Source organism: Pseudomonas sp. FP2254 (assembly GCF_030687695.1).
Lineage (GTDB): Bacteria > Pseudomonadota > Gammaproteobacteria > Pseudomonadales > Pseudomonadaceae > Aquipseudomonas > Aquipseudomonas quebecensis.
On sequence record NZ_CP117444.1, the window covers coordinates 1,107,977 to 1,130,665 of the forward strand.

Below are 22,689 nucleotides of genomic sequence, written 5' to 3' on the forward strand. Positions count from 1 at the left end.
GTTGACCGGCGGGTTTACAATCGGCGCTCCCGATCAGGAGTATCGCTGTGCTGACTCATCTCGATTCCCAAGGTCGCGCCCATATGGTCGACGTCACCGATAAATTCGTGACGTTCCGTGAGGCCGTGGCCGAAGCGCGTGTGCGCATGCTGCCCGAAACCCTGAAAATGATCGTCGACGGCGCTCATCCCAAGGGCGACGTGTTCGCGGTGGCGCGCATCGCCGGGATCCAGGCCGCGAAAAAGACCAGTGATCTGATCCCCCTTTGCCATCCTCTGATGCTGACCGGTGTCAGGGTCGAGCTCAGTGCCGAAGGCGAGAATGCGGTGCATATCGTGGCGCGCTGCAAACTCTCCGGCCAGACGGGCGTGGAGATGGAAGCGTTGACCGCCGCCAGCGTCGCGGCCTTGACGATCTACGACATGTGCAAGGCGGTGGATCGCGGCATGACCATCGAAAACATTCGTCTGCTGGAAAAACTCGGCGGCAAGAGCGGGCATTTCAAGGCGGACCAGGCATGAGCATCAACGTATTGTTTTTTGCGCGATACGCCGAAGCGGTAGGCTTCGATTCGCTGGAGATGGAAGGTGAGTTCGCCACTGTCGACGCCGTGCGCCTGGCGTTGGCCTGTGATCCGGAGTTTGCCGTACTTAACGAGACGAGCCTGATGTGTGCGCGCAACGAGGAGTTGTGTGACCTCGATGAGCCGGTGCAGGCCGGCGACGAAGTGGCATTTTTCCCGCCCGTGACTGGAGGCTGAGCATGACCATTCGTGTGCAGGCCGAGGCCTTTGACCCCGGCGCGGAAGTCAACGCCATGCATGCCGCGAATGTTGGCGTGGGGGCGGTGGTGAGCTTTGTAGGCTATGTACGCGATTTCAACGATGGCCGCGATGTGTCCGGCATGTTCCTGGAACACTATCCGGGCATGACCGAAAAAGCCCTGGCCAGGATCGCCGTGGAAGCCGAGCAGCGCTGGCCGTTGCTCAAGCTGCAGGTGCTGCACCGCGTAGGCGCCCTGGAACCGGGCGAGCCGATCGTGTTTGTTGCGGCGGCGAGCGCCCATCGCCAGGCCGCGTTCGACGCCTGTGCATTTGTGATGGACTACCTGAAGACCCGCGCGCCATTCTGGAAGAAAGAAAACACACCGGAAGGTGCGCGCTGGGTGGAAGGGCGGGACAGCGACCACGCCGCGGCGGATCGCTGGAAGTAGCCAGCCGAAGACCTATCTCAAAATCAGCTTATCGCATTCAGCTCAGGGGCGTTTGCGTTCCACGGCTCGCAATAGATGCGTCGGCGGTGTCTCGCAGCTGATCTTGCGGCCCAGCAGCGCCTCGATCGACGGCAACTGGTAGGAGTCATCCTCACCGGCAAAACTGATCGACACACCCGCCGCGCCCGCGCGGCCGGTACGGCCAATCCGGTGCACATAGTCGTCAGGCACTTCCGGCAGGGTGAAGTTGATCACGTGGCTGATGCCGTCGATGTGAATCCCGCGGCCTGCCACGTCGGTAGCCACCAGCACGCGAATCTTGCCCTCGCGGAAACCTTCCAGGGTCTTGATGCGCTTGTGCTGCGGTACATCACCGGACAGTTGCGCAGCGTTGACGCCATCGCGCACCAGGCGTTCTTCGATGCGGCGCACTTCATCCTTGCGGTTGGCGAACACCATCACCCGCTCCCAACCGTTGTCATTGACCAGGTTATAGAGCAGTTTGTATTTGTCGGCGCCGGCCACGGCGTAGATATGCTGCTCGACATTTTCGCTGGCCACGTTCTCGGCTTCGATCTCGACGATCGATGGGTCGGTGGTCCACTGCTTGGCGAGGTTCATCACGTCTTCGGTGAAGGTCGCGGAGAACAGCAGGGTCTGGCGCTCGGCCTTTGGCGGGGTCTGGCGAATGATCTGGCGCACCTGCGGGATAAAGCCCATGTCGAGCATGCGGTCGGCTTCGTCCAGCACCATCACTTCGACCATGTCCAGGTGCACGTCGCCGCGCTGGTTGAAGTCCAGCAGGCGGCCCGGGGTGGCCACCAGAATGTCGCAGTGGCGCGCTTCGAGGTGCTTGAGCTGCTTGTCGAAGTCCATGCCGCCGACGAACGTCATGACGTTGAGGCCGGTGTACTTGGTCAGGTCGGCGGCGTCCTTGGCGATCTGCACCACCAGTTCACGGGTAGGCGCGATGATCAGCGCGCGCGGTTCACCCATGTAGCGCTCTTTGGGCGGCGGCGTTTGCAGTAACTGGGTGATGATCGAGATCAGGAACGCAGCGGTCTTGCCCGTGCCGGTCTGGGCGCGGCCGATGGCGTCTTTGCCGGCCAGGGTAAAGCCCAGCACCTGCGCCTGGATCGGTGTGCAGTATGGGAAACCCAGGTCCTGGATGGCATGCATCAGTTCCGGGGCCAGCTTGAAGTCATGGAAGCGGGTCTTGCCTTCCTGAGGTTCGACGACGAAATCTTCGAGTTTCCACGGGATGACCGGCGGTTTGGGCGCGCGTTCACGCCGTGGGGCCTTGGGCTGAGGGGCTGGGGCGGCTTGAGCAGGCGTTGCCTGTTGGGGCGCCATCACCGTCGGCTTATCGGGCTGGACGGCAGGTGCGGTCCGGCCGGGCTGTTGACCGTCACTGCGGCTGCCGTGTGTCGGGACAGGGGCGCTGGGAACAGGCGCGAGCGGCTCAGCCTCGCTTTTGCCGAACATCTTCTTGAGTGCTTCGAGCACGGTGATCTCATTAATTGGTTAAGGAATATACGCCGGCCAGTGTAATGCAAGAAACGGGCGCGGCGTAGTGCGTCTGTCATACGGCTACATAACGCCAGGCTTTCAGCGCAGGCGTTCGCTCAGCCACGTGCCAATCTCGCTGATCTCCTGGGGTAACACTTCGTGGCCCATTGGGTATTCCCGCCATGTCACGGTGACACCATGGTGCTTCAAGTACTCCATTGCTGTGCGGCCCATGACGTTTTGCACCACGTTGTCGTGCTGGCCGTGCAGGCACAGGGTGGGAATGCGCTGCTGGCTGGCCGACAGCTCCAGTGCGTCATCGAAAGTCGGCGCGTAAGTGGAGAGGGCAATCACGCCACCCAGGGGCCCCTGCCATTTAAGGAAAGCCGTGTGATAGACCACGGCGCCACCCTGGGAAAACCCCGCGAGGAAAATCCGCGAAGCGTCTATCCCGGTTCTTTTTTGCGCTTCGATCAAATCCATAACGGTTTTTGCCGAGCTTTCCAGCTCTTCCAGGCTGATGGACCTGGCCGGGCTCATGGCCTTTATGTCGTACCAGCTGGGCATCTCATAGCCGCCATTGATCGTCACCGGGCGGGTTGGGGCCTGGGGTAAAACGAAACGGGTCGACGTTAGATTTTTCTGTAGGAGTTCGGCTACAGGCAAGAAGTCATATCGATCGGCCCCCAGGCCATGCAACCAGATTACGCAGGCGTCAGCTGCCTTGGCGGGCTCAAGAATCAAGGGTTCGGTCATGTCTGCTCCAAAAATGTGCGTGCGCTCCGATAGGGTGCGTCGCAACGGTGCGTAGTAGGTTTATCTGTTACGAAAATGTCGCAAGTTTGACTCTTTAGTGCTTGACCATAGGTTGAAGCAACTCCGTCCTCACTCTGGTACGGCGCTTGCTATGCACATGTCGATGTCAGGTCTCTTCCGTGACGGTAACACTATCAGTGACTGCCGCTTTCGGGATAGCAACTGGACTTACAGCGACAGCCTCTTACTGTTTGACCCCAAAAAAAGCCAACACGGGTCAAGGTCGCCTCAAAAGGGTGCGGTGGGGTTCGAGCTCCGACACAACAAGAGCAACTGGAGGTTTGAATGAAGGTTTTGAAATCCACCCTGGCCATCGTTTGCGCGGCCGCTGTATTGGGTGTCAGCGGTTTCGCCCAAGCTGGCGCTACCCTGGACGCCGTGCAGAAGAAAGGCTTTGTGCAATGTGGCGTGAGTGACGGCTTGCCGGGTTTCTCGGTACCGGATGCCAGCGGCAAGATCCTGGGGATCGACGCTGACGTGTGCCGCGCTGTGGCGGCTGCCGTATTCGGCGACGCGACCAAGGTCAAATTCAGCCAGTTGAATGCCAAGGAGCGTTTCACCGCGCTGCAATCGGGCGAAGTCGACATTCTGTCCCGTAACACCACCATGACCAGCTCCCGCGACGCCGGCATGGGCCTGAAATTTCCAGGTTTCATTACCTACTACGACGGCATCGGCTTTCTGGTTAACAACAAGCTGGGCGTAAAAAGCGCCAAGGAACTGGACGGTGCAACCATCTGCATCCAGGCCGGTACCACCACCGAACTGAACGTTTCCGACTACTTCCGTGGCAACGGTCTGAAATACACCCCGATCACCTTCGACACCTCCGACGAAAGCGCCAAGTCGCTGGAATCCGGGCGTTGCGACGTGCTGACCTCCGACAAGTCCCAACTGTTCGCCCAGCGCAGCAAGCTGGCCTCGCCGAAGGACTATGTCGTATTGCCGGAAACCATCTCCAAGGAGCCGCTGGGCCCGGTCGTGCGTAACGGCGACGACGAGTGGCTGGCCATCGTGCGCTGGGTAGGCTACGCCATGCTCAACGCTGAAGAAGCCGGTATCACCTCGAAAAACGTCGAAGCTGAAGCCAAGTCCACCAAGAACCCGGACGTGGCCCGCCTGCTCGGCGCGGACGGCGAATACGGCAAAGACCTGAAAGTGAAGAAGGACTGGGTCGTACAAATCGTCAAGCAAGTGGGTAACTACGGTGAAGTGTTCGAGCGCAACCTGGGCAAGAGCACCCCGCTGGAAATCGACCGTGGCCTGAACGCACTGTGGAACAACGGCGGCATTCAATACGCACCGCCTGTGCGCTGATCGCTGATGGTTCTGTCACCCGGTGGGCCAACCGCCGGGTGATGTTCTGTTCCATTCTTTCCGGGGCACTTCATGCAAAATCAAATCGGCGCACCCAAGCAGAAGCTCAGCTTCAGCGACCCCAAAGTGCGTGCGTGGCTCTTCCAGATCATCACGATTGTGGCGGTGGTCTCGCTGGGCTGGTACCTCTTCAACAATACCCAGACCAACCTTCAGCACCGGGGCATCACCTCGGGTTTCGACTTTCTTGAACGCAGTGCCGGCTTCGGCATCGCGCAGCATTTGATCGACTACACCGAATCGGACAGCTATGCCCGGGTGTTTGTGATCGGCTTGCTCAACACCTTGCTGGTGACGTTCATCGGCGTGATCCTGGCGACCCTGCTCGGCTTTATCGTCGGCGTGGCACGCTTGTCGTCGAACTGGATGATCAACAAGCTGGCGACGGTGTACGTGGAAATCTTCCGCAACATTCCGCCGCTGTTGCAGATCCTGTTCTGGTACTTCGCGGTGTTCCTGACCATGCCAGGGCCGCGTAACAGCCATAATTTCGGCGACACCTTCTTTGTCAGCAGCCGTGGTCTGAATATGCCGGCAGCGCTCGCCGCTGATGGTTTCTGGCCGTTCGTGGCGAGCATGGTGCTGGCCATCGTGGCAATCGTGCTGATGGCGCGCTGGGCCAACAAGCGCTTTGAAGCCACGGGCGTTCCGTTCCATAAATTCTGGGCGGGCCTGGCGCTGTTCGTGCTGATCCCGACGCTGTGCGCGTTGATCTTCGGCGCACCGCTGCATTGGGAAATGCCCAAGCTGCAGGGCTTCAACTTCGTCGGCGGCTGGGTATTGATCCCCGAACTGCTGGCATTGACCCTGGCGTTGACGGTGTACACGGCGGCGTTTATCGCCGAGATCGTGCGCTCGGGCATCAAGTCCGTCAGCCACGGCCAGACCGAAGCCGCTCGCTCCCTGGGCCTGCGCAACGGTCCCACGCTGCGCAAGGTCATCATCCCGCAGGCGCTGCGGGTGATTATTCCGCCGCTGACCAGCCAATACCTCAACCTGGCGAAGAACTCGTCGTTGGCCGCCGGTATCGGTTACCCGGAAATGGTTTCGCTGTTTGCCGGCACGGTGCTTAACCAGACCGGCCAGGCGATCGAAGTCATTGCCATCACCATGAGCGTGTACCTGGCGATCAGCATCAGCATTTCTCTGCTGATGAACTGGTACAACAAGCGCATTGCGCTGATCGAGCGGTGAGGAAACGCACATGAGTTCGCATACTTTCAAACCTGATATGCCGCCGCCGAGCAAAGTCTTCGGGCCGATGGCATGGATGCGCGCCAACCTGTTTTCCAGTTGGCTCAACACCCTGCTGACCTTGCTGTCGATCTACCTGGTGTACCTGGTGGTGCCGCCGATCCTGCATTGGGCCATCCTGGATGCCAACTGGGTCGGCACTACCCGCGCCGACTGCACCAAGGAGGGCGCCTGCTGGGTGTTCATCCAACAGCGCTTCGGGCAGTTCATGTACGGCTACTACCCCGGCGACCTGCGCTGGCGCGTGGACCTGACCGTGTGGCTGGCCATCGTCGGCGTGGCACCGTTGTTCATCTCGCGCTTCCCGCGCAAGGCGATCTACGGGCTGAGCTTCCTGGTGCTGTACCCGATCATCGCCTTCTTCCTGCTGCATGGCGGTGTGTTTGGCCTGGCCACCGTGGCCACCAGCCAATGGGGCGGCCTGATGTTGACCCTGGTGATCGCCACCGTCGGTATCGCCGGCGCCCTGCCGCTGGGCATCGTGTTGGCCTTGGGGCGACGTTCCAACATGCCGGCGATTCGTGTGGTCTGCGTGACGTTCATCGAGTTCTGGCGCGGCGTGCCGCTGATCACCGTACTGTTTATGTCCTCGGTAATGCTGCCGTTGTTCCTGCCCGAAGGCATGAACTTTGACAAGCTGCTGCGGGCGCTGATCGGTGTGATCCTGTTCCAGTCGGCCTACGTCGCCGAAGTGGTGCGCGGCGGCTTGCAGGCCATCCCTAAAGGGCAGTACGAAGCTGCCGCGGCGATGGGCCTGGGTTACTGGCGCAGCATGGGCCTGGTGATCCTGCCGCAAGCGCTGAAGCTGGTGATCCCAGGGATCGTCAACACCTTCATCGCGCTGTTCAAGGACACCAGCCTGGTGATCATCATCGGCCTGTTCGACCTGCTCAACAGCGTCAAGCAAGCCGCCGCCGACCCCAAATGGCTGGGCATGGCCACCGAAGGCTACGTGTTCGCCGCCCTGGTGTTCTGGATTTTCTGTTTTGGTATGTCGCGCTATTCCATGCATCTGGAACGCAAGCTCGACACAGGCCACAAGCGTTAGGAGTTCTTTTGATGAGCGAAGCAATCAAACAGCCTGTGGGCCCTGAAGGCATTATCCAGATGCAGGGCGTCAACAAGTGGTACGGCCAGTTCCACGTGTTGAAAGACATCAACCTGAACGTCAAGCAGGGCGAGCGTATCGTGCTGTGCGGCCCGTCGGGTTCGGGCAAGTCCACCACCATCCGCTGCCTCAACCGCTTGGAAGAGCATCAGCAGGGCCGCATCGTGGTCGATGGCGTTGAGCTGACCAACGACCTCAAGCAGATCGAAGCGATCCGCCGTGAAGTCGGCATGGTGTTCCAGCACTTCAACCTGTTCCCGCACCTGACCATCCTGCAGAATTGCACGCTGGCGCCGATGTGGGTGCGCAAGATGCCCAAGCGCAAGGCCGAAGAAATTGCCATGCACTACCTGGAGCGCGTGCGCATCCCGGAGCAGGCCCACAAGTTTCCGGGGCAGTTGTCCGGCGGCCAGCAACAGCGTGTGGCGATTGCCCGTGCCTTGTGCATGAAGCCGAAAATCATGCTGTTCGATGAGCCGACTTCGGCACTCGACCCGGAAATGGTGAAAGAGGTGCTGGACACCATGATCGGCCTGGCCGAAGACGGCATGACCATGTTGTGCGTGACCCACGAGATGGGCTTTGCCCGCACCGTGGCCAACCGCGTGATCTTCATGGACAAGGGCGAGATCGTTGAGCAAGCGGCACCGAATGACTTCTTCGACAACCCGCAGAATGATCGGACCAAGTTGTTCTTGAGCCAGATTCTGCATTGATCGATGCTTGAAACAATAAACCCGGCCTGGCCGGGTTTATTTTTTCTGTTCAGCAGGCCTTCAGTGCCTTCTGCCCTGTGTTCACGGTATGAGTGAAGCCCCGCAGGTCAGCGCCTTCGGCCAATACCTTGGCGTCGGCGAGCAAATGAGGGTAACGGTCGAGTAATCGCATCAACAGAACCAGTGGCTTCGGTGGCAGAAGCTCACCGCGCTCATACCGTGAAAAAGCGTTGTGACCGCCTCCGGATAACAGCTGCACGGTTTCTTTTTGGGTAAGGTGCAGCTTGCGACGGATACGTTTCATCTCGTTACCGATCATTGTCCGCGCAGCCTGGACGAGTTCATCACCAGCTTTTGCGTGATGCTCCGCACTGTCCGGATCATACATGCCGTCGCCGCAGGCATGGCATTCCCAGCCAGAAAGGTCATCGACACGACGCTCCATCCCTTTGACGCTAATGGTCTCGCTACGGCCCTCGAACCGAGTCATGCCTTCGGGCGTACCGCATATAAAGCACTGTTGAGTTTTCATGAGCTGCACTCCTTGAAGGAGATTACCGGTGGGTTACCACCTGAGCCGTAAGTGACCTTTATGTAAATCTCCATGCCGTGTGAACTGATGTGGTACACGTCCTGCCAGACCTTATGGTCTGCATAGGTAGTCATCGATTTGTACAACATCCTGGTTTGCAATTGAAAACCGACCTCTTGCATTTCATGGATCTCAAAGCCGAGTGTCCTCCCCGTGATCTTCGCCGTTGAGGTAAATGCCTTTTCCCCAAGTCGCCTGACATCCGCCTTTATCACCGCCAAGTCGTGATGAGGTGTGTACTTTTCCATAAGACACCTGAGCCCAATAATTACCCTCTAAGGGTAATTTTACCAATGGAAAATACTGCTCATTTTCCTCCCTAAGAACCCTAGTGCGTTGCGTTCGTAGGCAACTCTGAATAGGCTGTGGGAAAATTCATCCTATGATTGGACGAAATCACGCAACCCATGACAGACATCGCCCCGTTGATCAAACACTCCCTGGTGGACCAGGCCCTTGAGCAATTGCGCTGGCGCATCAGCGAAGGCAAATGGGCCATCGGCGAACGCCTGCCCACCGAACCCGAGCTATGCGCTGAACTCGGCATCAGCCGCAATACCGTGCGCGAGGCCATGCGCGTTCTGGCGTTTTCGGGGTTGATCGAGGTCCGCCAGGGTGACGGCAGTTACCTGCGTTCAATGACCGACCCGTTGGGCACGATGCGCGCGCTGTCCCATTGCACGTTGGAGCAGGCACAGGAAACGCGGCGGATTCTGGAAGTGGAAGCCATCGGCCTGGCGGCGCTGCGCCGTACCGAGCAGGACCTCGAACAGGTGCGTGCGGCGCTCAAGGCCAGCGGCGAGCTGTACCAGGGTGACCTGGAGGCCTACATCAGCGCCGACCTGGTGTTCCATAAACGCTTGGTGGACGCCGCCCACAACCCTGCGTTGAGCGAGCTGTACCAGTACTTTTCCAGCGTCGTCGCCGCCCAGTTGCGCCAGACCTTGAACACCTCACCGCGTCGTCAGGCGGTATTCGATCTGCACACCGCCCTGCTCGACGCCGTGGAACACCAGGACCCGGAACGCGCCCAATCCCTCTGCCGGCAGTTGATCAATGAACCTTGAAACCCGACGCACAAACGAACTCGAAGAACTGTTGATCGACGCCGAGGCCGATGACGACCAGGTACAGCACAGTCACCCCGTGGTCCAACGCCCGTGGCTGCTACTGCTGGGGCTGATCCTGGTGGCGCTGAACCTGCGCCCGGCCTTGTCGAGCATGGCACCGTTGCTCAGCGACGTGTCCGCCAGCCTGGGGTTGTCGGCGGCCAAGGCCGGTCTGCTGACGACCTTGCCGGTGCTGTGCCTGGGCCTTTTTGCGCCATTGGCGCCGATCCTGGCGCGGCGTTTCGGTGCCGAGCGGGTGGTGCTGGGGATTCTGTTGATGCTCGCGACGGGGATCGTTCTGCGCAGCTCGTTCGGTGAAACCGGGCTGTTTGTGGGCAGCCTGATCGCCGGGGCGAGTATCGGCATCATCGGCGTGCTGCTGCCGGGGATCGTTAAGCGCGACTTTGCCAGGCAGGCCGGCGCCATGACCGGCGTCTACACCATGGCGCTGTGCCTGGGCGCGGCGCTGGCGGCGGGTGCCACGGTGCCGTTGAGTCATTACTTTGGCGACCGTTGGAGCATCGGCCTGGGCTTCTGGATGGTACCGGCCGTGGTGGCGGCGCTGTTCTGGCTGCCTCAGACCGGCCAGAAACACGGTGCTCATCAGGCCGCTTATCGGGTGCGGGGGCTGCTGGCGGACCCGTTGGCCTGGCAAGTCACCCTCTACATGGGCCTGCAATCGTCGCTGGCCTATATCGTGTTCGGCTGGTTGCCGTCGATCCTGATCGGCCGTGGCCTCAGCGCGACCGAGGCGGGGTTGGTGCTGTCCGGCTCGGTGCTCGTGCAACTGGCCAGCTCCCTGGCCGCGCCGTGGCTGGCCACGCGTGGCAAGGACCAGCGCCTGGCCATTGTGGTGGTGATGCTGCTGACCCTGGGCGGCCTGTTCGGTTGCCTGTATGCGCCGCTCGACGGGCTATGGGGCTGGGCGATCCTGCTGGGCCTGGGGCAGGGCGGCACCTTCAGTCTGGCGCTGACCCTGATCGTGCTGCGTTCGCGCGACGCCCATGTGGCGGCGAACCTGTCAGGCATGGCCCAGGGCATCGGCTACACCCTGGCGTCCCTCGGCCCATTGGCGGTCGGCCTGGTGCACGACTGGACCGGCGGCTGGACGGCCGTGGGCTGGATCTTCGCCGTGCTTGGCCTGGGGGCGACCATCGCCGGGCTGGGCGCCGGCCGTGCCCGCTATGTGCAAGTGAGCACCGAAGCGCGCTAGAGGTACACCACCTCCAGGGTTGCCGAGCCGTCGAGTCGCACGTCCTGGCTCAGGTCCAGGTTCTGTCTGGCATTGATCACGGCGTCGACCTTGACCGTGCTGATCAGCTCCTGAATTGCCGATGGCCCGCTGGTGCTGCCTTCGATGTCGGTGAACCCCAGATAGCTGTTGGCCCCGATATCGATGGGATTCAAGTTGGCGGTACGCCACGCCACGCCGCCGGTGGTGGATTCGGTGCCGTAGACCTGCGTTGCACTGTCGACCAGGCTTTGGCGCGGATCGAATGTCATGGAATACAGGCCAATGCGATTGCCGCTGTTGTCGAGCCCCAACCCGTAGTAAATCTCACTGTTGACCATGGCCGTGCCGTCACGGTTGTCACGCATGCGCAGGGCGAAGCGGCTCGCGCCGTTACAATACAAGCTGACTTGCAGATGCCTGGCCGCCAGGCGCGTGCCCCTGTCGATATTCAAATCCTGCTGGGAAATCCTGCCGTAGTCGATCACGCCTGCGCTTGAAAGCCGGGGTGTGCATGCGGTGGGCGTTATCGCACCATTGACGCTAAGGTCCACCGTGGACGCGGCCAGACTGTACTGGGCGCTGGTCAGCAGCAGGAAGGAAACTGCGATGCGACGCATCTTCATAATGTGCACTCCAGGGGATTACAGGTAGATGATTTCGAGGGTGCCGGAGCCGTTGATGTACACCACGTTGCGCAGGTCCAGGGATTGGGTCGGCGCAAGATAGGTCTTGATGCGAACGGTGCCGGACAGATTCTGGATCGCCACCGGGCCGAGTGTGCTCCCGGTGCTGTCGGTAAAACCCATGATGCTGTTGGCGGCCATGGGGATTTGTCGTGAACTGGAACTGCTCCAGGCCGCGCCACCGCTGGTGGAGTCGGTGCGATAGAGCCTGGCGAACGCGTCGGCGGTGAATTCCGCCGGATCGATAGTCAGGTAAAAACGGCCGATCTTGTTCTGGCTGTTATCCAGGTCCAGGCCGTAGGCGGTCTCGTCGGTGCCACCGGTGGCGGAGCCCTGGCGGTTGTCGTGCATACGCAGGGCGAAACGTGCCGGCGCGTCACAGCTGATGGACAGCTGCAAGGTGCGAGTAGGCAGTGGCGTTTCGCTGGTCGCGTTCAGATCCTTGACCAGCAAGGTGCCGTAATCCACCAAGCCATCGTTGGACAGCAGCGGACGGCAGGCGACGGGGGTGAAGTGGGCACGCAATGTGAGTTCCTGGGAGTAGCCGCTGCGGCCATTGTGAAATGTCCCATAGGCCTCCCAAGTGGTGGCGTCTCGAACATGGGTGGCGCCGACATCGGCCCAGGCGCCGACAGTCAACTGCAGTGAAAAGCGTCTGCCCGTTAATACCGAGCCGTTTTGTACCGGAGCGATGCCGTGGTCAGCCCGCCAGTTCAATACTGCGCCATTGAGCACGGGGGGTTGACCGTTGGCGGGCAGCAATCCCAACTCGACGGCCTGGCCATCCAGCACGCCATCCCCAGCCTGTATTTCATAACTGCCATGTTCGGTAAATCGCAGGCGTTGCGAGCCTGCCGCCAGCGCGCGATAGAACAGGCTCATATCGGTCGGTTGCGGGCAATTGAAGTGCACGCTCAACCGGCGTTCGCCAAGCCACCGCTGGGGTGCACTATCTTTTTGCGCCGTGCGGTTCATCAGGCCGAAGTCCAGTAACGGTTCGCTGATGGTCAGTTGGCAGTCGTCCTGGGCCTGGGCGGTGCCCAAGGCACCGATCAGCAACCAGGCGCTCAGGTGTCGCAAGCGGTTTTCAAGCGGCATGTCGGTTTTCCTCAAGGCGTGTGGCAGCGCGCGGATGCGGTTTCGAAATACACCGATGGATCACCTTTTTCCGGCAGGTTGAAGCGTAATTCGCAGCGCTTGTTGGCGCTGGTGGTGACCCACAGCGTGGTTTGATCCAGTACGTTGGGCAGGAATACCTGACTGGCGTCCTGGACCAGCGTGACGAACTCGCCGGTGGCCGTGCTGACGGTGGCGCCTCGCGGCAGCGGGGCGCCCCGATCGTCACTGACGGTCAGCAGTACCCGGCGGGTCAGCGACACCCCAAATTCAACCCGGTCCACGGCGCCGCGTCCGGCGGAGATCATCGCCAGGCCGTTATTGATATCGGCATTACGCGGCAGCGAGCGGGTGTGGACTTCGACCGGGCTGCGGCCGTAAGCGCTGACCTGGGGCACCACCGCCTGGCCTTGCCAGTCGGTCCAGACCGGGCCGCTGGGGGTGTTGAGCTTGATGCCGCTCATGTCGCCCACCGAGACCACGGCGAAGGTGTCGCGCACTGGATACGGCGACAACGTGACCCCGCCGCCATGCAGCACTGCGCCGCCGCGCGCGCCGCCCTGGTAGCTCGATCGCTCGGCGTCAGAGCGGCTGTAGCTGAAGTCCAGTTGGCTGTAGCGCGGCAGGGCTGAGACGCCCAGTGTGGTTTCCACCTGCTGGTCACGGGTGTCGTGCTCGGCGCTGAGCCGATAGCCAAATTGATCGTTGACCTGTTCGTTCAGGCCCAACCCTGTGCGCTGTTCGCCGTCTGAGTTGCGCACCCAGCCGCGAACCCGGCGGCTTGCGCCTAGCGGTACGCTGACGTTCAGGTAGACCGCGTTGTCCTGCTGCTGGCGCCCACCCATCTGCCACTCGGCACTGGCCGACAGCGATACCCCGCCGACGCTGGTGCCCCACGATGCCAGCCCCCGGCTGCTGCTGTTGCCATCAAAGCTGCTTGAACGCGAAGCGCCGACACTGAAAGCCCCCAGCCACGCATGGGCCCAGCCCAAGGTAAGGCTTTGTTGATCGCGATAGCGCGAGCGCCGTTGTTGACTGGTTTCAGCCCCGTATGTGGTTTCTTCCAGCTCGCGATAGCCGGCCGTACGCCAGGAGTTGGCGGCGCTGAACGACCATTGTTCATTGAGCCGCTGCGACCAGGCGAGGTCGGTTTGCACGCCGCGTGCGCTGTTCCCGGCGCGGGCGTCGGCGACCTGGCTGGAGAGCTGGATCTGGCCGTCCAGCCACGGCAGCCAGCCCAGGCTCAGTCCGACGGCACTGTAGTCGCTGGTCGTGAGCACGCCGCTGCCGAGGGTCAATTGCGGGTGCACGGCGCCCGTCCAGCCAGCACTGACAACCCACGGGTTGTCACTTCGGGCATCCCCGATAGTGCGCACGCGTCCGGCCGCCACCGAATAGCCGGGGGCGGGCAGACCGAGGCCGAGCATGGCCGCCGGCACGGTAAAACGCCGCTCGCCGCCGCTGCTTTCCTTGACCGTGACTTCGACGTCCGAGCGCGTGTTCAAGCGTCGCACGTCGGTCAGCGAAAACGGCCCGGCGGGGACTACCGTGGAATGAATCAATGCGCCGTTCTGGCGAACCTCGACCTGCGCCGGACTGTCGGCGATGCCGTTGATGGTCGCGCCCTGGCCCTGCTCCTGAAGCGCCTGCTCCGTGAGCACCTGTACCCCGGTGATCTGCGCACCCGCCAGTACCGGGTTGTAAAGGTTGATCTGCCCGGCCTGCACCACCGCCTGATGGCTGGCGAAGGTGCGTTGGGCATAGGCCTCCAGGTGGGTGCTGCGCGTTAGCCCGTCCTGCCAGGTTTTCACCTGGCGGCTGCGCACGATCCAGTCACCGGCATTGAAGCCCACCTCGGTATTGGCCGAGCCGAAGCGGCTGGCATCATCGCCCAGACGATTGTAAAAACCGGTGAGATCGTAATTGAGCAAACCCGCGAAGCCACCGGTTTGATACCCGGAGACGTCCTGCCGCAGCGGACGCAGAGCCTCGGTCGGCACCACCAGCGAAACCGTGAGCGTGGCCGGGTCCGGCTCCACCAGGCTTTGCGGGTACCGGGCGAGAAAGTCGTTACAGCGCTCGCCGTCGCCTGGGTTCACCAGGTTGGCGGCCTCCAGCAACGCGTGGTCAAAACACAGGGTGCCCTGTTGGTCGAAACTGACTTCCACTCGGCCACGGCGCTGGCCATTGACGCGCAGGGTAACGGCGTGGCGGCCGGCGGCGAAACGCGGTGAGTCCAGCAGCAGGCTGGCCAGTTGCGGGTCAATGCCGCGCTGGAGCAAGGTCTTGGCATCGAACTCAGGGCGTTCATCGGCCCACACCCTGGCGGGCCACAAGGCGCACGCCAACAGCGTCGCCGCTAAGGTCAGTCGGGTGGGCGCATTGGGCACGGCTTCGCCGTCACGGTAACTCAATACTGTTTTCACGAAATGCACTCGAGTAAGGGATACCTGGGTGTCCCGGTGACGGTCCTTGAGCCGTCACTTCGTTGTGCAGGCGCGGTGGCGCCTGGTTTTTTCAGAAGGTGATAGGCGCTTCGTAGGCGGAAACGGCAAAGCCATACACCGTCGCCGGCTGCAGGCGTACCTTGCTGGCCGCGCCGCCTGTTGCCGGCACACTAAGGGTTTCCCCCGGCAGCACATAGGTGCGTGGCAACATGGCCTTGCCATCGCCGGGCAGCAGGCGCAGCTCCTGAGCCAGTCGCACCACGTACGGGGTGTCATTGCGCACCTGCAAGGAGCCTCCTTTGAGCGACCAGGTCAGCCCGGTCCACGGAGTGCGATTGGGAGCAAGCCCCTTGGGGTGAATGATGACGGGCAGGTTTTGCCGTACCGTCACCCCGACTCGCGCATGGCCGGCTTCGGTGGCGGGGCGGCCTTGCGGCATGCCTTCGAAAATCACCCTTTTCAGACGTTGGGTCTGCAACGGTTGCCGGTTTTGCAGAATGAAGCGCACCAACTGCGATGCAGAGGCTTCCACCCGCGACAGCGGCGGGGTCAGCACCAGCAACGGCTCGGTGTCCTCGGGAATATCTTCCAGGGTGACGTGCAGCAGTGCCAGTTGGCTGTCGGTGTTGGTGACCGAAACGGCGGCCTCCCCATCCGCTTCATTAACGATCACTACGGATGTCTCCGGGACCATACCGTCGGCCAGTGCCTGTGTACTGATCAGCAAGGCCAGTGCCGCGATTTTCAACAAGGTTGTCGTCATGACGCAGGTTTCCATTGGGGCAACATGGGGGTTAGAGATAGCGCAGATCCAGCACGATGGAACCGTCAAGCGGTATCTCCTGATCCAGGCTCAGGTACCGGGACAGGTTGATCGACGTGTCGATCCGCAACTGGGTGGCCAACTGGCTGAAGAAATCGGGTTGACGGTCCCCTGGCAAGGCGAAACCCATGTAGGTACGTGGGTAGGCATTGGATTCCTGTGTCCAGGTTTCACCGCTGTCGCTTGAGGCCAGTACTTGCAAGGGTTGTGCATCACCCACCGGGTCGCGGTAGGACAACGCCACGGAGCCCAGCAATTCTGCGGGGGCATGAATATTTCTTCCCAGGCCATAGAAATAGTCGGGCGCCAGCGAGGACTCTGCACGGTTGTCGACACCCACCAGCGCAAACAGCATCGGTCGGCTGCAGTGCACGCTCAACGCCAGCCAACGGCTGGGCAGCACGGTGAACTCATTGGCGTTAAGCGTGTGGGCCGGGATTTTCCCGTGATCGACGCTGCCCTCCTCGGACAGTTCCACTTGACAGGCGTCTGGCGTCAATCGGCCGGTCACTGTGAGGTCTACCGATGAAGCGGCGAGGGTCGTGGTGGCCATCGCCAGCACCAGCGGCACCGTCAGGATACGAAAAAGCGTGTTCATCGGTTGGGCCGCTGGCAGAGGTGAGTATGGCCGATACGGGAAAACGTCCTGCCCGTCAGTGGCTGCAAGGCATGTACGTCCACGGCGTTACAGATACTTCACTTCAAGGGTGGCGGAGCCATCGAGGGTCACCTCGTTGCTCAGGTCCAGCCCGTCGGTGCGGGCGATGGTAGTTTGCACCTGCAGTTGCGCCACCAGTTCCTGGACCGGCACCGGTTGAGTGGGGTCATCCATGCTGGCAACCGACATGTACAGACCGGCATCCCAGATTCTTTCGCTGTACCAATTATCCTGGCCGTTGAACGACGCAATGGGTTGTACCGCTGTACCGTCGGCGACCGGATTGCTCAGCGTCAGCGAGAACCAGCCGAGCTTTTGGTCGCCGTTGATCAGGCCCAGCCCATAGTCGGAAGACATGATCGATGAGCCGGCCCGGTTGTCGATCGAATGCAATGCAAAAGGAATGGCTGCATCGCAGGACACCGCGAGGGTGAGGTTGTGTGTGCCGATGAGGGTCGGATTATCGGTGTTCAGGTCCTTGGCGGAGATCTTGCCGTGGTCGATCACCCCGTTGCTCGACAGGCTCGGGGTACAGGCGCTCGGAATGATCAAGCCTCTGACCGTAAGGTCCACGGTTGAGGCGGCGAAGGCTGCGGGACTGCTGATCAGCAAGCTGGTGGCAAGGGCGATGAGGGGCTTTTTCATGGGGCTGAGTTCCTTTCACTTCTATCTTGGGGGGCGCTTAGAGGTAGCTCAATTGCACGGTGGCGTAACCGTCGAGCGGGACTTCATCGGTCAGCGTTATGCGATCGGTAGGGACGAGGTGGGTAAGCACCCCGATGTCGGCATCCAAATCCTTGACGGCAGCGGGCACAAGGTCTGTGTTGCTGGCTGAAATCGCCGTCAGGGTGGCGCTACTGAGGACGTTGTCCGGCGCCCAGCTCATGCCGCCATCCCAGGAAACGATCAGGTGGGCCGGCGCACCGTCGGCCACGGCGTTATGAAGATGAAACGCGGCGCCTCCGATTTTTTCTCCATCAGGCGTGAGGCCAAGCCCGTGCCAATGCTCGTGATTGGCGGAGGTGCCGGCACGATTGTCGATGGTGGTGAGGGTGAAGAACGTCGGGCCTTCGCACCGCACGCTGATTGGCATCGTTTGCGCAGGCAACGCGGTGTGGTGGTCGGGGTTGAGGGTGGCGAACGACATTTTTCCGTAGTCGATCGTACCTTCACCGCCGATCAGCGGTTCGCAGGCGTTGGGGGTGATAGAGCCCCGTACGGCCAGGTCCATGGAACTGGCCGCGAATGCAGGCGGGGCCAACAGCAACGTAAATATGAGGCGGGAGGCAAAAGTGTGCATGTGCAAATAGCCCTTTGTCAGGTGTCATCTTGGGGCGGAGCTCGGCGCTACAGGTACTTCACTTCCATAGTCGCGGAACCGTCCAGCGCGACTTCACTGGTCAGTGTCAAGGTGTTGGTTGCCGCGATGGCGGTGTGAAGGGTGATGTCCATCGTTGCGTTCTGCAAAGGGTGGGGTATCCAGCCGCTGTCGGTCAGGCTGCCCAGCGCGACCAGATCGTTTGGCCTGACGGCATCATCGTCAAAGAGGCGGTACCAGCGGTTGTTCACCTCGTCTCTGGTCAGTAGCGTGGAAGGGGTGTCCGCGGCGGGATTGCCGAAGGTCAAGTGATAACGGCCCAGCTTTTGGTTCTCGTTAATCAGGCCCAGGCCAAACGCAAAACTGTGGATTGCTGAGCCTGCACGATTGTCGATAGGGCTGATCGCGAACAGCGTGGCGGCGTCGCAGTTCACGCTCAGCTGAAGGGTGCGCCGTTCAAGTTCGGTATAGCGGTCCGCCTGGAGGTCCTTCACGGAGATTTTTCCGTAGTCGACCGCGCCTGGGAGCGTCGGCGTGCAGGCGCTGGGCGTGATCACCCCGGTGACGGTCAGCTCCGTGGTGCTTGCCGCCAGCACTGGCAGGGAGGCGGTGAAGAGTAGTGCGTTGCCGAGCGCAACCAAATGCTTGTTCATGTCGATGCTGTTCCGGTGTGTGGCTGACAGGCGCACACGCGCCGATGACTCAGCATCAAGTGCTGGCACTGTCGGGCGGTGTGTCCGGTCTGGTTTTATAACCGCCTGTCGAAGTGGCGGATCGTCACCCTCTAACGGGGTGGTGCGGAATTTAGCGGTGCAGGGTGGTCGGGGATATACAACTTTTACGACAAAGAATTGGAGGTGACGTTACAGCCGAATCAGTGTCAGAAGAAGTAATCGCACGTGTAGGAAAAACTGCCTTTTCGTAGTTTTCGTATGTCGGCTGCGGTTGATCGAGGCTATTTCTGTTCAGGCGACGATGGTCATGTATGTGTCATGTAACCGCTGCACAGTGCGCCTCTTTGACTGTCGCGTCAGTGCCCGCGGGATCACAATCGTTCGTCCCGATCCACAGGGCACTGGAAAAACGAAAGCAACCATGAGGTATGCGAGCGTGCTTTCGAGCGATGTCGCTTCGCGGGAACTGCAACGCCTTGCTTCCCCACCTGCGCATTGGCGGCACTTGCGCGTGCTGGTGGCAGAGGACCATTCAACCTACAGAGCCATGATGGGCTGGTTTCTACACAAGCTCGGGCTTACCCACACATTGGTCGCGGATGGGCGCAGCGCCTTGGTTGCCGTTGCGCGCAAGCGCTTCGACCTGGTGATCAGTGACTGCCAGATGCCGGTGATGGACGGCTACGCCATGGCCCGCGCCATTCGCCGACATGAGCAGGCCTTGGGGCATGGGCGAGTCCCGATCATCGCCTTGACCGGCAACCTGTTGCACGACGATCCGCAACGGTGCCGCGACGCCGGCATGGACGCCTGGCTGCTCAAGCCACTGACCCTCGCCCAGTTGCACGAGTTGCTGTCGCGCTGGCTGCCTGGTCCGATTCATGTGCAGCGGCCCGGCGCGCCGGCAACCCGGGCGTCGACATGGCCGACCCGCGCCGATCTGATCCAGATGTTCGGCAGCGGGCAGGTGGTCGACCAGATGCTCGCCGGCCTGCTCGTTGAAGCGCGTGCGGACAGCTCGGCCCTGGCGCATGCCCGAATGATCCTGGATGCCGCGCTGACCGAGCAGTGCCTGCATCGCCTGGTGGGCAGCCTGGCTTTTCTTGGCGGGACTGAACTGGAGGCCAGGGGAATCGCGCTGATCCACGAGATACGCACCCAAGGGATGTTGCTCAGTTGCGTACATTTGGATGTTTTTATGCGGGATTTAACGGCGTATCTCACTTACTTGAGTGTGTTGTGATGATTTGAATGACTTTAATGTGTTTCGAGTATGTAAGAGCTTTCCTGGTGTTTTGTAGGTTAAATGTTATGAGCTACCAAACATTGGGCGATGCTTGGACAGACTCGAAGTTGCCGGTTGTTGAGGATCGCCCGCAGGGTTATTTTGCGCGGATTCAGGTCGCCATCATCCGTGGGTACTTATGCTTCGAGTAATTATTGCTGACGATCACCCCATTGTTCGCATCGGACAGCGGGTGGTGATCGAGGCGGCAGGCAGGTGCGAAGTGGTGGGTGAGGCCAATGGCCCCGATGAATTGCTCAAACTGTTAAGCACCATGCCTTGCGATATGCTTGTTACCGATTTCGCCATGCCGGGCGACCAGCAGGCCGATGGCTACGGCCTGCTTGGCCTGCTGCACCGCCAGTACCCGACGTTGCCGGTGATTCTGGTGACCATGTTCGCCAATGTCGCCACCCTGCGCGCTTCGTTTGCCCATGGCGCCCAGGCCATTGTCGCCAAAAGTGCCTCGGCCAAGGAGCTGCCGCTGGCGATCAGGGCGGTGGGGGCCGGCCAGACCTTTGTCAGTGAGTGTTTGCGCAACCAACTGGTGGAGGCGGGGCCGGGCGACCAATCACAGCAACCACAGCTGTCCGGCAAGGAGCGCGAAGTGGTGCGCATGCTGGCCAGCGGCATGACCGTCAGCCAGATCGCGGCGCGGGTCAACCGCAGTGTGTCCACCATCAGCAAGCAGAAGTGCACGGCCATGAACCGGTTGTGCATTTCCACGGACGTGGACCTGTTCGCTTATGCCCGCAGTTGCGGCATGGTGCCGTAAGACACGCTATCGGGCGGGTGAATGCCAGTAGCCTTGGCGGCGCAGGCGGCTTATCGTGCGGCTATCTTTTTCGCCGCCAACGGAAGCCTGCCCATGAGTGACGCCCATAACGCCCTGATCACTGAGTTCTACCGCGCGTTCCAGCGCCTGGACGCCGACGCCATGAGCGCCTGTTACACCGACGACGTGGTCTTCAGCGACCCGGTTTTCGGCGAATTGCGCGGGCGTGACGCCGGCGACATGTGGCGCATGCTCACTTCGCGCGCCCAGGATTTCTCGTTGACGTTCGACAGTGTGCGCAGCGATGACGCCCGCGGTAGCGCGCATTGGGTCGCGACGTATCTGTTCAGCGCCACCGGCAACACAGTGGTCAACGATATCCAGGCGCGGTTCGTGTTTCGCGACGGCAGGATCTGCGCGCACCACGACAGCTTCGACCTGTGGCGCTGGTCGCGCCAGGCGTTGGGTACCAAGGGCTTGTTGCTGGGCTGGACGCCGCTGGTCAAGAACGCCGTGCGCGCCCAGGCGCGCAAAGGCTTGAAGGCATTCCAGGCCGGTCGTTGATAAGCTTGGCGCTTCCCCGGTTGATTGACGTTGCCCGTGACTGATCCCGTTCAAACCAAACCCTGGTTCGTCTACCTGGTGCGCGCCGCCAATGGCGCGCTGTATTGCGGCATCAGCAATGACCCGCAGCGCCGCTTCGCGATGCACCAGAGCGGCAAGGGCGCGCGGTTTTTCCTGTCCAGCCCGGCCGTGGCGCTGGTGTACACCGAGCAGTGTGCGAGCAAGGGCGAAGCGCTGCGCCAGGAGCGCTTGATCAAGCGACTGAAGAAGAGCGCCAAGGAATGCCTGGCGGCGAGTGGTTCATTGATCTGACTGATGAATGCTCATCACGGCATCGCTGCACATTGCGCGCTAAGCTGGCGGTTCAACTGGTTAAATGGACCGCGGCATGTCTGAGCTCATTCTTCATCACTACCCCACGTCCCCCTTTGCGGAAAAAGCCCGGTTGTTGCTGGGCTTCAAGGGGCTGTCCTGGCAGTCCGTGCTGATTTCGCCGGTGATGCCCAAGCCGGACCTCACCGCGCTGACCGGCGGCTACCGCAAGACCCCGGTGCTGCAGATCGGCGCCGATATCTATTGCGACACCGCGTTGATCGCCCGGCGCCTGGAGCAGGAAAAGTCCGCGCCGGCGCTGTTCCCTCTCGGCCAGGAAATGATCACCCAGACCTTCGCCACCTGGGCCGACAGCGTCGTCTTTGCCCACGCCGTGAGCCTGGTGTTCCAGCCGGAATCGGTGGCGGTGCGCTTTGGCAAGTTGCCGCCGGAAGCGATCAAAGCCTTTATGGCCGACCGCGCCGCGCTGTTCAGCGGCGGTTCGGCGAGCAAGCTCAGTGCCGAGGTGGCCAAGCATCAATGGCCGGCGATCATGACGCGCCTGGAGCAGCAGTTGCAGTGCGAGGCGGGGGACTTTCTATTTGGCCAACCGTCGATTGCCGATTTCGCCCTGGCTCATTCGCTGTGGTTTTTAAAGGCCACGCCGGTGACGGCGCCGCTGGTGGATGCCTACCCGGCGGTGTGCGCGTGGCTGGGACGTGTGCTCGGGTTCGGCCACGGCACGCCCAGCCAGATGACCGCCGACCAGGCCTTGGAGATTGCGCGCAACGCTGCACCGGCACCGCTGCCGGACGAGGCGTTTGAGGACCTGAACGGCTTTCACGCCGGCCAGGCGGTGAGCATCAGCGCCACTGACTACGGCGTCGACCCGGTGGCCGGCGAGCTGTTGTTCGCCGGGCGCGAGGAGCTGATCCTGCGCCGCACCGACGAGCGCGCCGGCACCGTGCATGTGCATTTCCCACGCTTTGGTTTCCGTATCCAGGCGCACTGACTGAAATTATTTATCCAGAACCGATGAGGTAAACCGCCGGCCCATCCGTGTAGTGCTTGAAACTGCGATCAATTCGCATTAACAGCGTTTTCTAC

General features: G+C 61.3%; 26 protein-coding genes. 14 read left to right on the forward strand and 12 right to left on the reverse strand.

The genetic code is table 11. The annotated features are described in order from the left end of the window. Positions 1-47: 47 nt before the first annotated feature. Genes moaC through moaE form a run of 3 tightly spaced genes read left to right on the forward strand, consistent with a single transcriptional unit; the run spans position 48 to position 1,212 of the window. Positions 48-521 (forward strand): cyclic pyranopterin monophosphate synthase MoaC, encoded by a 474-nt coding sequence (gene moaC / locus PSH94_RS04890; RefSeq protein WP_305436654.1) that lies wholly within the window; start codon positions 48-50, stop codon positions 519-521. Next, a complete protein-coding gene (gene moaD / locus PSH94_RS04895) occupies positions 518-760 on the forward strand; it encodes a molybdopterin converting factor subunit 1 (protein ID WP_181078455.1) in 243 nt (80 codons plus the stop codon). Before moaC ends, moaD begins: the two co-directional genes overlap by 4 nt. A 2-nt stretch (positions 761-762) precedes the next feature. Further along, a complete protein-coding gene (gene moaE / locus PSH94_RS04900; protein WP_181078453.1) occupies positions 763-1,212 on the forward strand; it encodes a molybdopterin synthase catalytic subunit MoaE in 450 nt (149 codons plus the stop codon). A gap of 42 nt (positions 1,213-1,254) precedes the next feature. Here the strand turns inward: moaE and rhlB are convergent, their stop codons facing one another. Beyond that, a complete protein-coding gene (gene rhlB, locus PSH94_RS04905) occupies positions 1,255-2,718 on the reverse strand; it encodes an ATP-dependent RNA helicase RhlB (RefSeq protein WP_370694744.1) in 1,464 nt (487 codons plus the stop codon). Between the two features lie 102 nt (positions 2,719-2,820). After that, complete coding sequence (locus PSH94_RS04910; RefSeq protein WP_181078451.1) at positions 2,821-3,477, reverse strand: alpha/beta hydrolase; 657 nt, start codon at positions 3,475-3,477, stop codon at positions 2,821-2,823. A gap of 345 nt (positions 3,478-3,822) precedes the next feature. Between PSH94_RS04910 and PSH94_RS04915 the strand changes: the two genes are divergently transcribed. The 4 genes from PSH94_RS04915 to PSH94_RS04930 all read left to right on the forward strand — a co-directional run bounded on the left by PSH94_RS04915 (position 3,823) and on the right by PSH94_RS04930 (position 7,992). Next, on the forward strand, positions 3,823-4,854 hold the full coding sequence (locus PSH94_RS04915) for an amino acid ABC transporter substrate-binding protein (protein WP_034096005.1): 1,032 nt from the start codon (positions 3,823-3,825) through the stop codon (positions 4,852-4,854). Positions 4,855-4,926: 72 nt separating this feature from the next. After that, complete coding sequence (locus PSH94_RS04920; protein ID WP_305436656.1) at positions 4,927-6,108, forward strand: amino acid ABC transporter permease; 1,182 nt, start codon at positions 4,927-4,929, stop codon at positions 6,106-6,108. 10 nt (positions 6,109-6,118) lie between these two features. Next, positions 6,119-7,216 (forward strand): amino acid ABC transporter permease, encoded by a 1,098-nt coding sequence (locus PSH94_RS04925; protein ID WP_181078446.1) that lies wholly within the window; start codon positions 6,119-6,121, stop codon positions 7,214-7,216. Between the two features lie 11 nt (positions 7,217-7,227). Continuing rightward, positions 7,228-7,992: an amino acid ABC transporter ATP-binding protein gene (locus PSH94_RS04930; protein ID WP_034096008.1), complete on the forward strand. Its 765-nt coding sequence runs from the start codon at positions 7,228-7,230 to the stop codon at positions 7,990-7,992. Between the two features lie 49 nt (positions 7,993-8,041). Here PSH94_RS04930 and PSH94_RS04935 read toward each other — a convergent pair whose 3' ends face one another. Together PSH94_RS04935 and PSH94_RS04940 are read right to left on the reverse strand one after the other, a co-directional pair. Further along, on the reverse strand, positions 8,042-8,524 hold the full coding sequence (locus tag PSH94_RS04935; RefSeq protein ID WP_305436657.1) for a type II toxin-antitoxin system MqsA family antitoxin: 483 nt from the start codon (positions 8,522-8,524) through the stop codon (positions 8,042-8,044). Next, entirely contained in the window at positions 8,521-8,832 is a 312-nt protein-coding gene (locus tag PSH94_RS04940; protein WP_305436658.1) for a type II toxin-antitoxin system MqsR family toxin, read from the reverse strand. Before PSH94_RS04940 ends, PSH94_RS04935 begins: the two co-directional genes overlap by 4 nt. A gap of 159 nt (positions 8,833-8,991) precedes the next feature. Here PSH94_RS04940 and PSH94_RS04945 point away from each other — a divergent pair, with 159 nt between their 5' ends. Both PSH94_RS04945 and PSH94_RS04950 read left to right on the forward strand, forming a co-directional pair. After that, on the forward strand, positions 8,992-9,651 hold the full coding sequence (locus PSH94_RS04945) for a FadR/GntR family transcriptional regulator (protein ID WP_305436660.1): 660 nt from the start codon (positions 8,992-8,994) through the stop codon (positions 9,649-9,651). After that, positions 9,641-10,906 (forward strand): CynX/NimT family MFS transporter, encoded by a 1,266-nt coding sequence (locus PSH94_RS04950; protein ID WP_285427814.1) that lies wholly within the window; start codon positions 9,641-9,643, stop codon positions 10,904-10,906. The genes PSH94_RS04945 and PSH94_RS04950 overlap by 11 nt, the downstream gene beginning before the upstream one ends. Here the strand turns inward: PSH94_RS04950 and PSH94_RS04955 are convergent. The 8 genes from PSH94_RS04955 to PSH94_RS04990 form a co-directional block, all read right to left on the reverse strand. Further along, positions 10,903-11,550, reverse strand: coding sequence for a DUF1120 domain-containing protein (locus PSH94_RS04955; RefSeq protein WP_181078437.1), 648 nt, complete (start codon positions 11,548-11,550; stop codon positions 10,903-10,905). The genes PSH94_RS04950 and PSH94_RS04955 overlap by 4 nt on opposite strands. An 18-nt stretch (positions 11,551-11,568) precedes the next feature. Beyond that, positions 11,569-12,708 (reverse strand): DUF1120 domain-containing protein, encoded by a 1,140-nt coding sequence (locus tag PSH94_RS04960; RefSeq protein WP_266248030.1) that lies wholly within the window; start codon positions 12,706-12,708, stop codon positions 11,569-11,571. 11 nt (positions 12,709-12,719) lie between these two features. Beyond that, the gene (locus tag PSH94_RS04965; RefSeq protein ID WP_370694762.1) at positions 12,720-15,140 is read right to left on the reverse strand and encodes a fimbria/pilus outer membrane usher protein; all 2,421 of its coding nucleotides are present in this window, start codon (positions 15,138-15,140) and stop codon (positions 12,720-12,722) included. Between the two features lie 103 nt (positions 15,141-15,243). Beyond that, positions 15,244-15,936 (reverse strand): fimbria/pilus chaperone family protein, encoded by a 693-nt coding sequence (locus PSH94_RS04970; protein ID WP_181078431.1) that lies wholly within the window; start codon positions 15,934-15,936, stop codon positions 15,244-15,246. Between the two features lie 31 nt (positions 15,937-15,967). Further along, the gene (locus tag PSH94_RS04975) at positions 15,968-16,549 is read right to left on the reverse strand and encodes a DUF1120 domain-containing protein (RefSeq protein WP_305437714.1); all 582 of its coding nucleotides are present in this window, start codon (positions 16,547-16,549) and stop codon (positions 15,968-15,970) included. Positions 16,550-16,681: 132 nt separating this feature from the next. Further along, positions 16,682-17,299, reverse strand: a complete 618-nt coding sequence (locus tag PSH94_RS04980) for a DUF1120 domain-containing protein (RefSeq protein WP_305436665.1) — start codon at positions 17,297-17,299, stop codon at positions 16,682-16,684. A 37-nt stretch (positions 17,300-17,336) separates the two neighbouring features. After that, complete coding sequence (locus PSH94_RS04985; protein WP_181078425.1) at positions 17,337-17,954, reverse strand: DUF1120 domain-containing protein; 618 nt, start codon at positions 17,952-17,954, stop codon at positions 17,337-17,339. Positions 17,955-18,001: 47 nt separating this feature from the next. Then, positions 18,002-18,625: a DUF1120 domain-containing protein gene (locus PSH94_RS04990; RefSeq protein ID WP_305436666.1), complete on the reverse strand. Its 624-nt coding sequence runs from the start codon at positions 18,623-18,625 to the stop codon at positions 18,002-18,004. A gap of 457 nt (positions 18,626-19,082) precedes the next feature. Here PSH94_RS04990 and PSH94_RS04995 point away from each other — a divergent pair, with 457 nt between their 5' ends. The 5 genes from PSH94_RS04995 (at position 19,083) to PSH94_RS05015 (ending at position 22,594) form a co-directional block, all read left to right on the forward strand. Continuing rightward, entirely contained in the window at positions 19,083-19,889 is an 807-nt protein-coding gene (locus PSH94_RS04995) for a response regulator (RefSeq protein ID WP_253510597.1), read from the forward strand. A 181-nt stretch (positions 19,890-20,070) separates the two neighbouring features. Further along, a complete protein-coding gene (locus PSH94_RS05000; protein WP_181078419.1) occupies positions 20,071-20,706 on the forward strand; it encodes a response regulator transcription factor in 636 nt (211 codons plus the stop codon). A gap of 93 nt (positions 20,707-20,799) precedes the next feature. After that, entirely contained in the window at positions 20,800-21,270 is a 471-nt protein-coding gene (locus PSH94_RS05005; RefSeq protein WP_253510599.1) for a nuclear transport factor 2 family protein, read from the forward strand. Positions 21,271-21,306: 36 nt separating this feature from the next. After that, a complete protein-coding gene (locus PSH94_RS05010) occupies positions 21,307-21,582 on the forward strand; it encodes a GIY-YIG nuclease family protein (protein WP_181078415.1) in 276 nt (91 codons plus the stop codon). Between the two features lie 76 nt (positions 21,583-21,658). After that, on the forward strand, positions 21,659-22,594 hold the full coding sequence (locus PSH94_RS05015) for a glutathione S-transferase family protein (RefSeq protein WP_305436668.1): 936 nt from the start codon (positions 21,659-21,661) through the stop codon (positions 22,592-22,594). Positions 22,595-22,689: the final 95 nt, after the last annotated feature.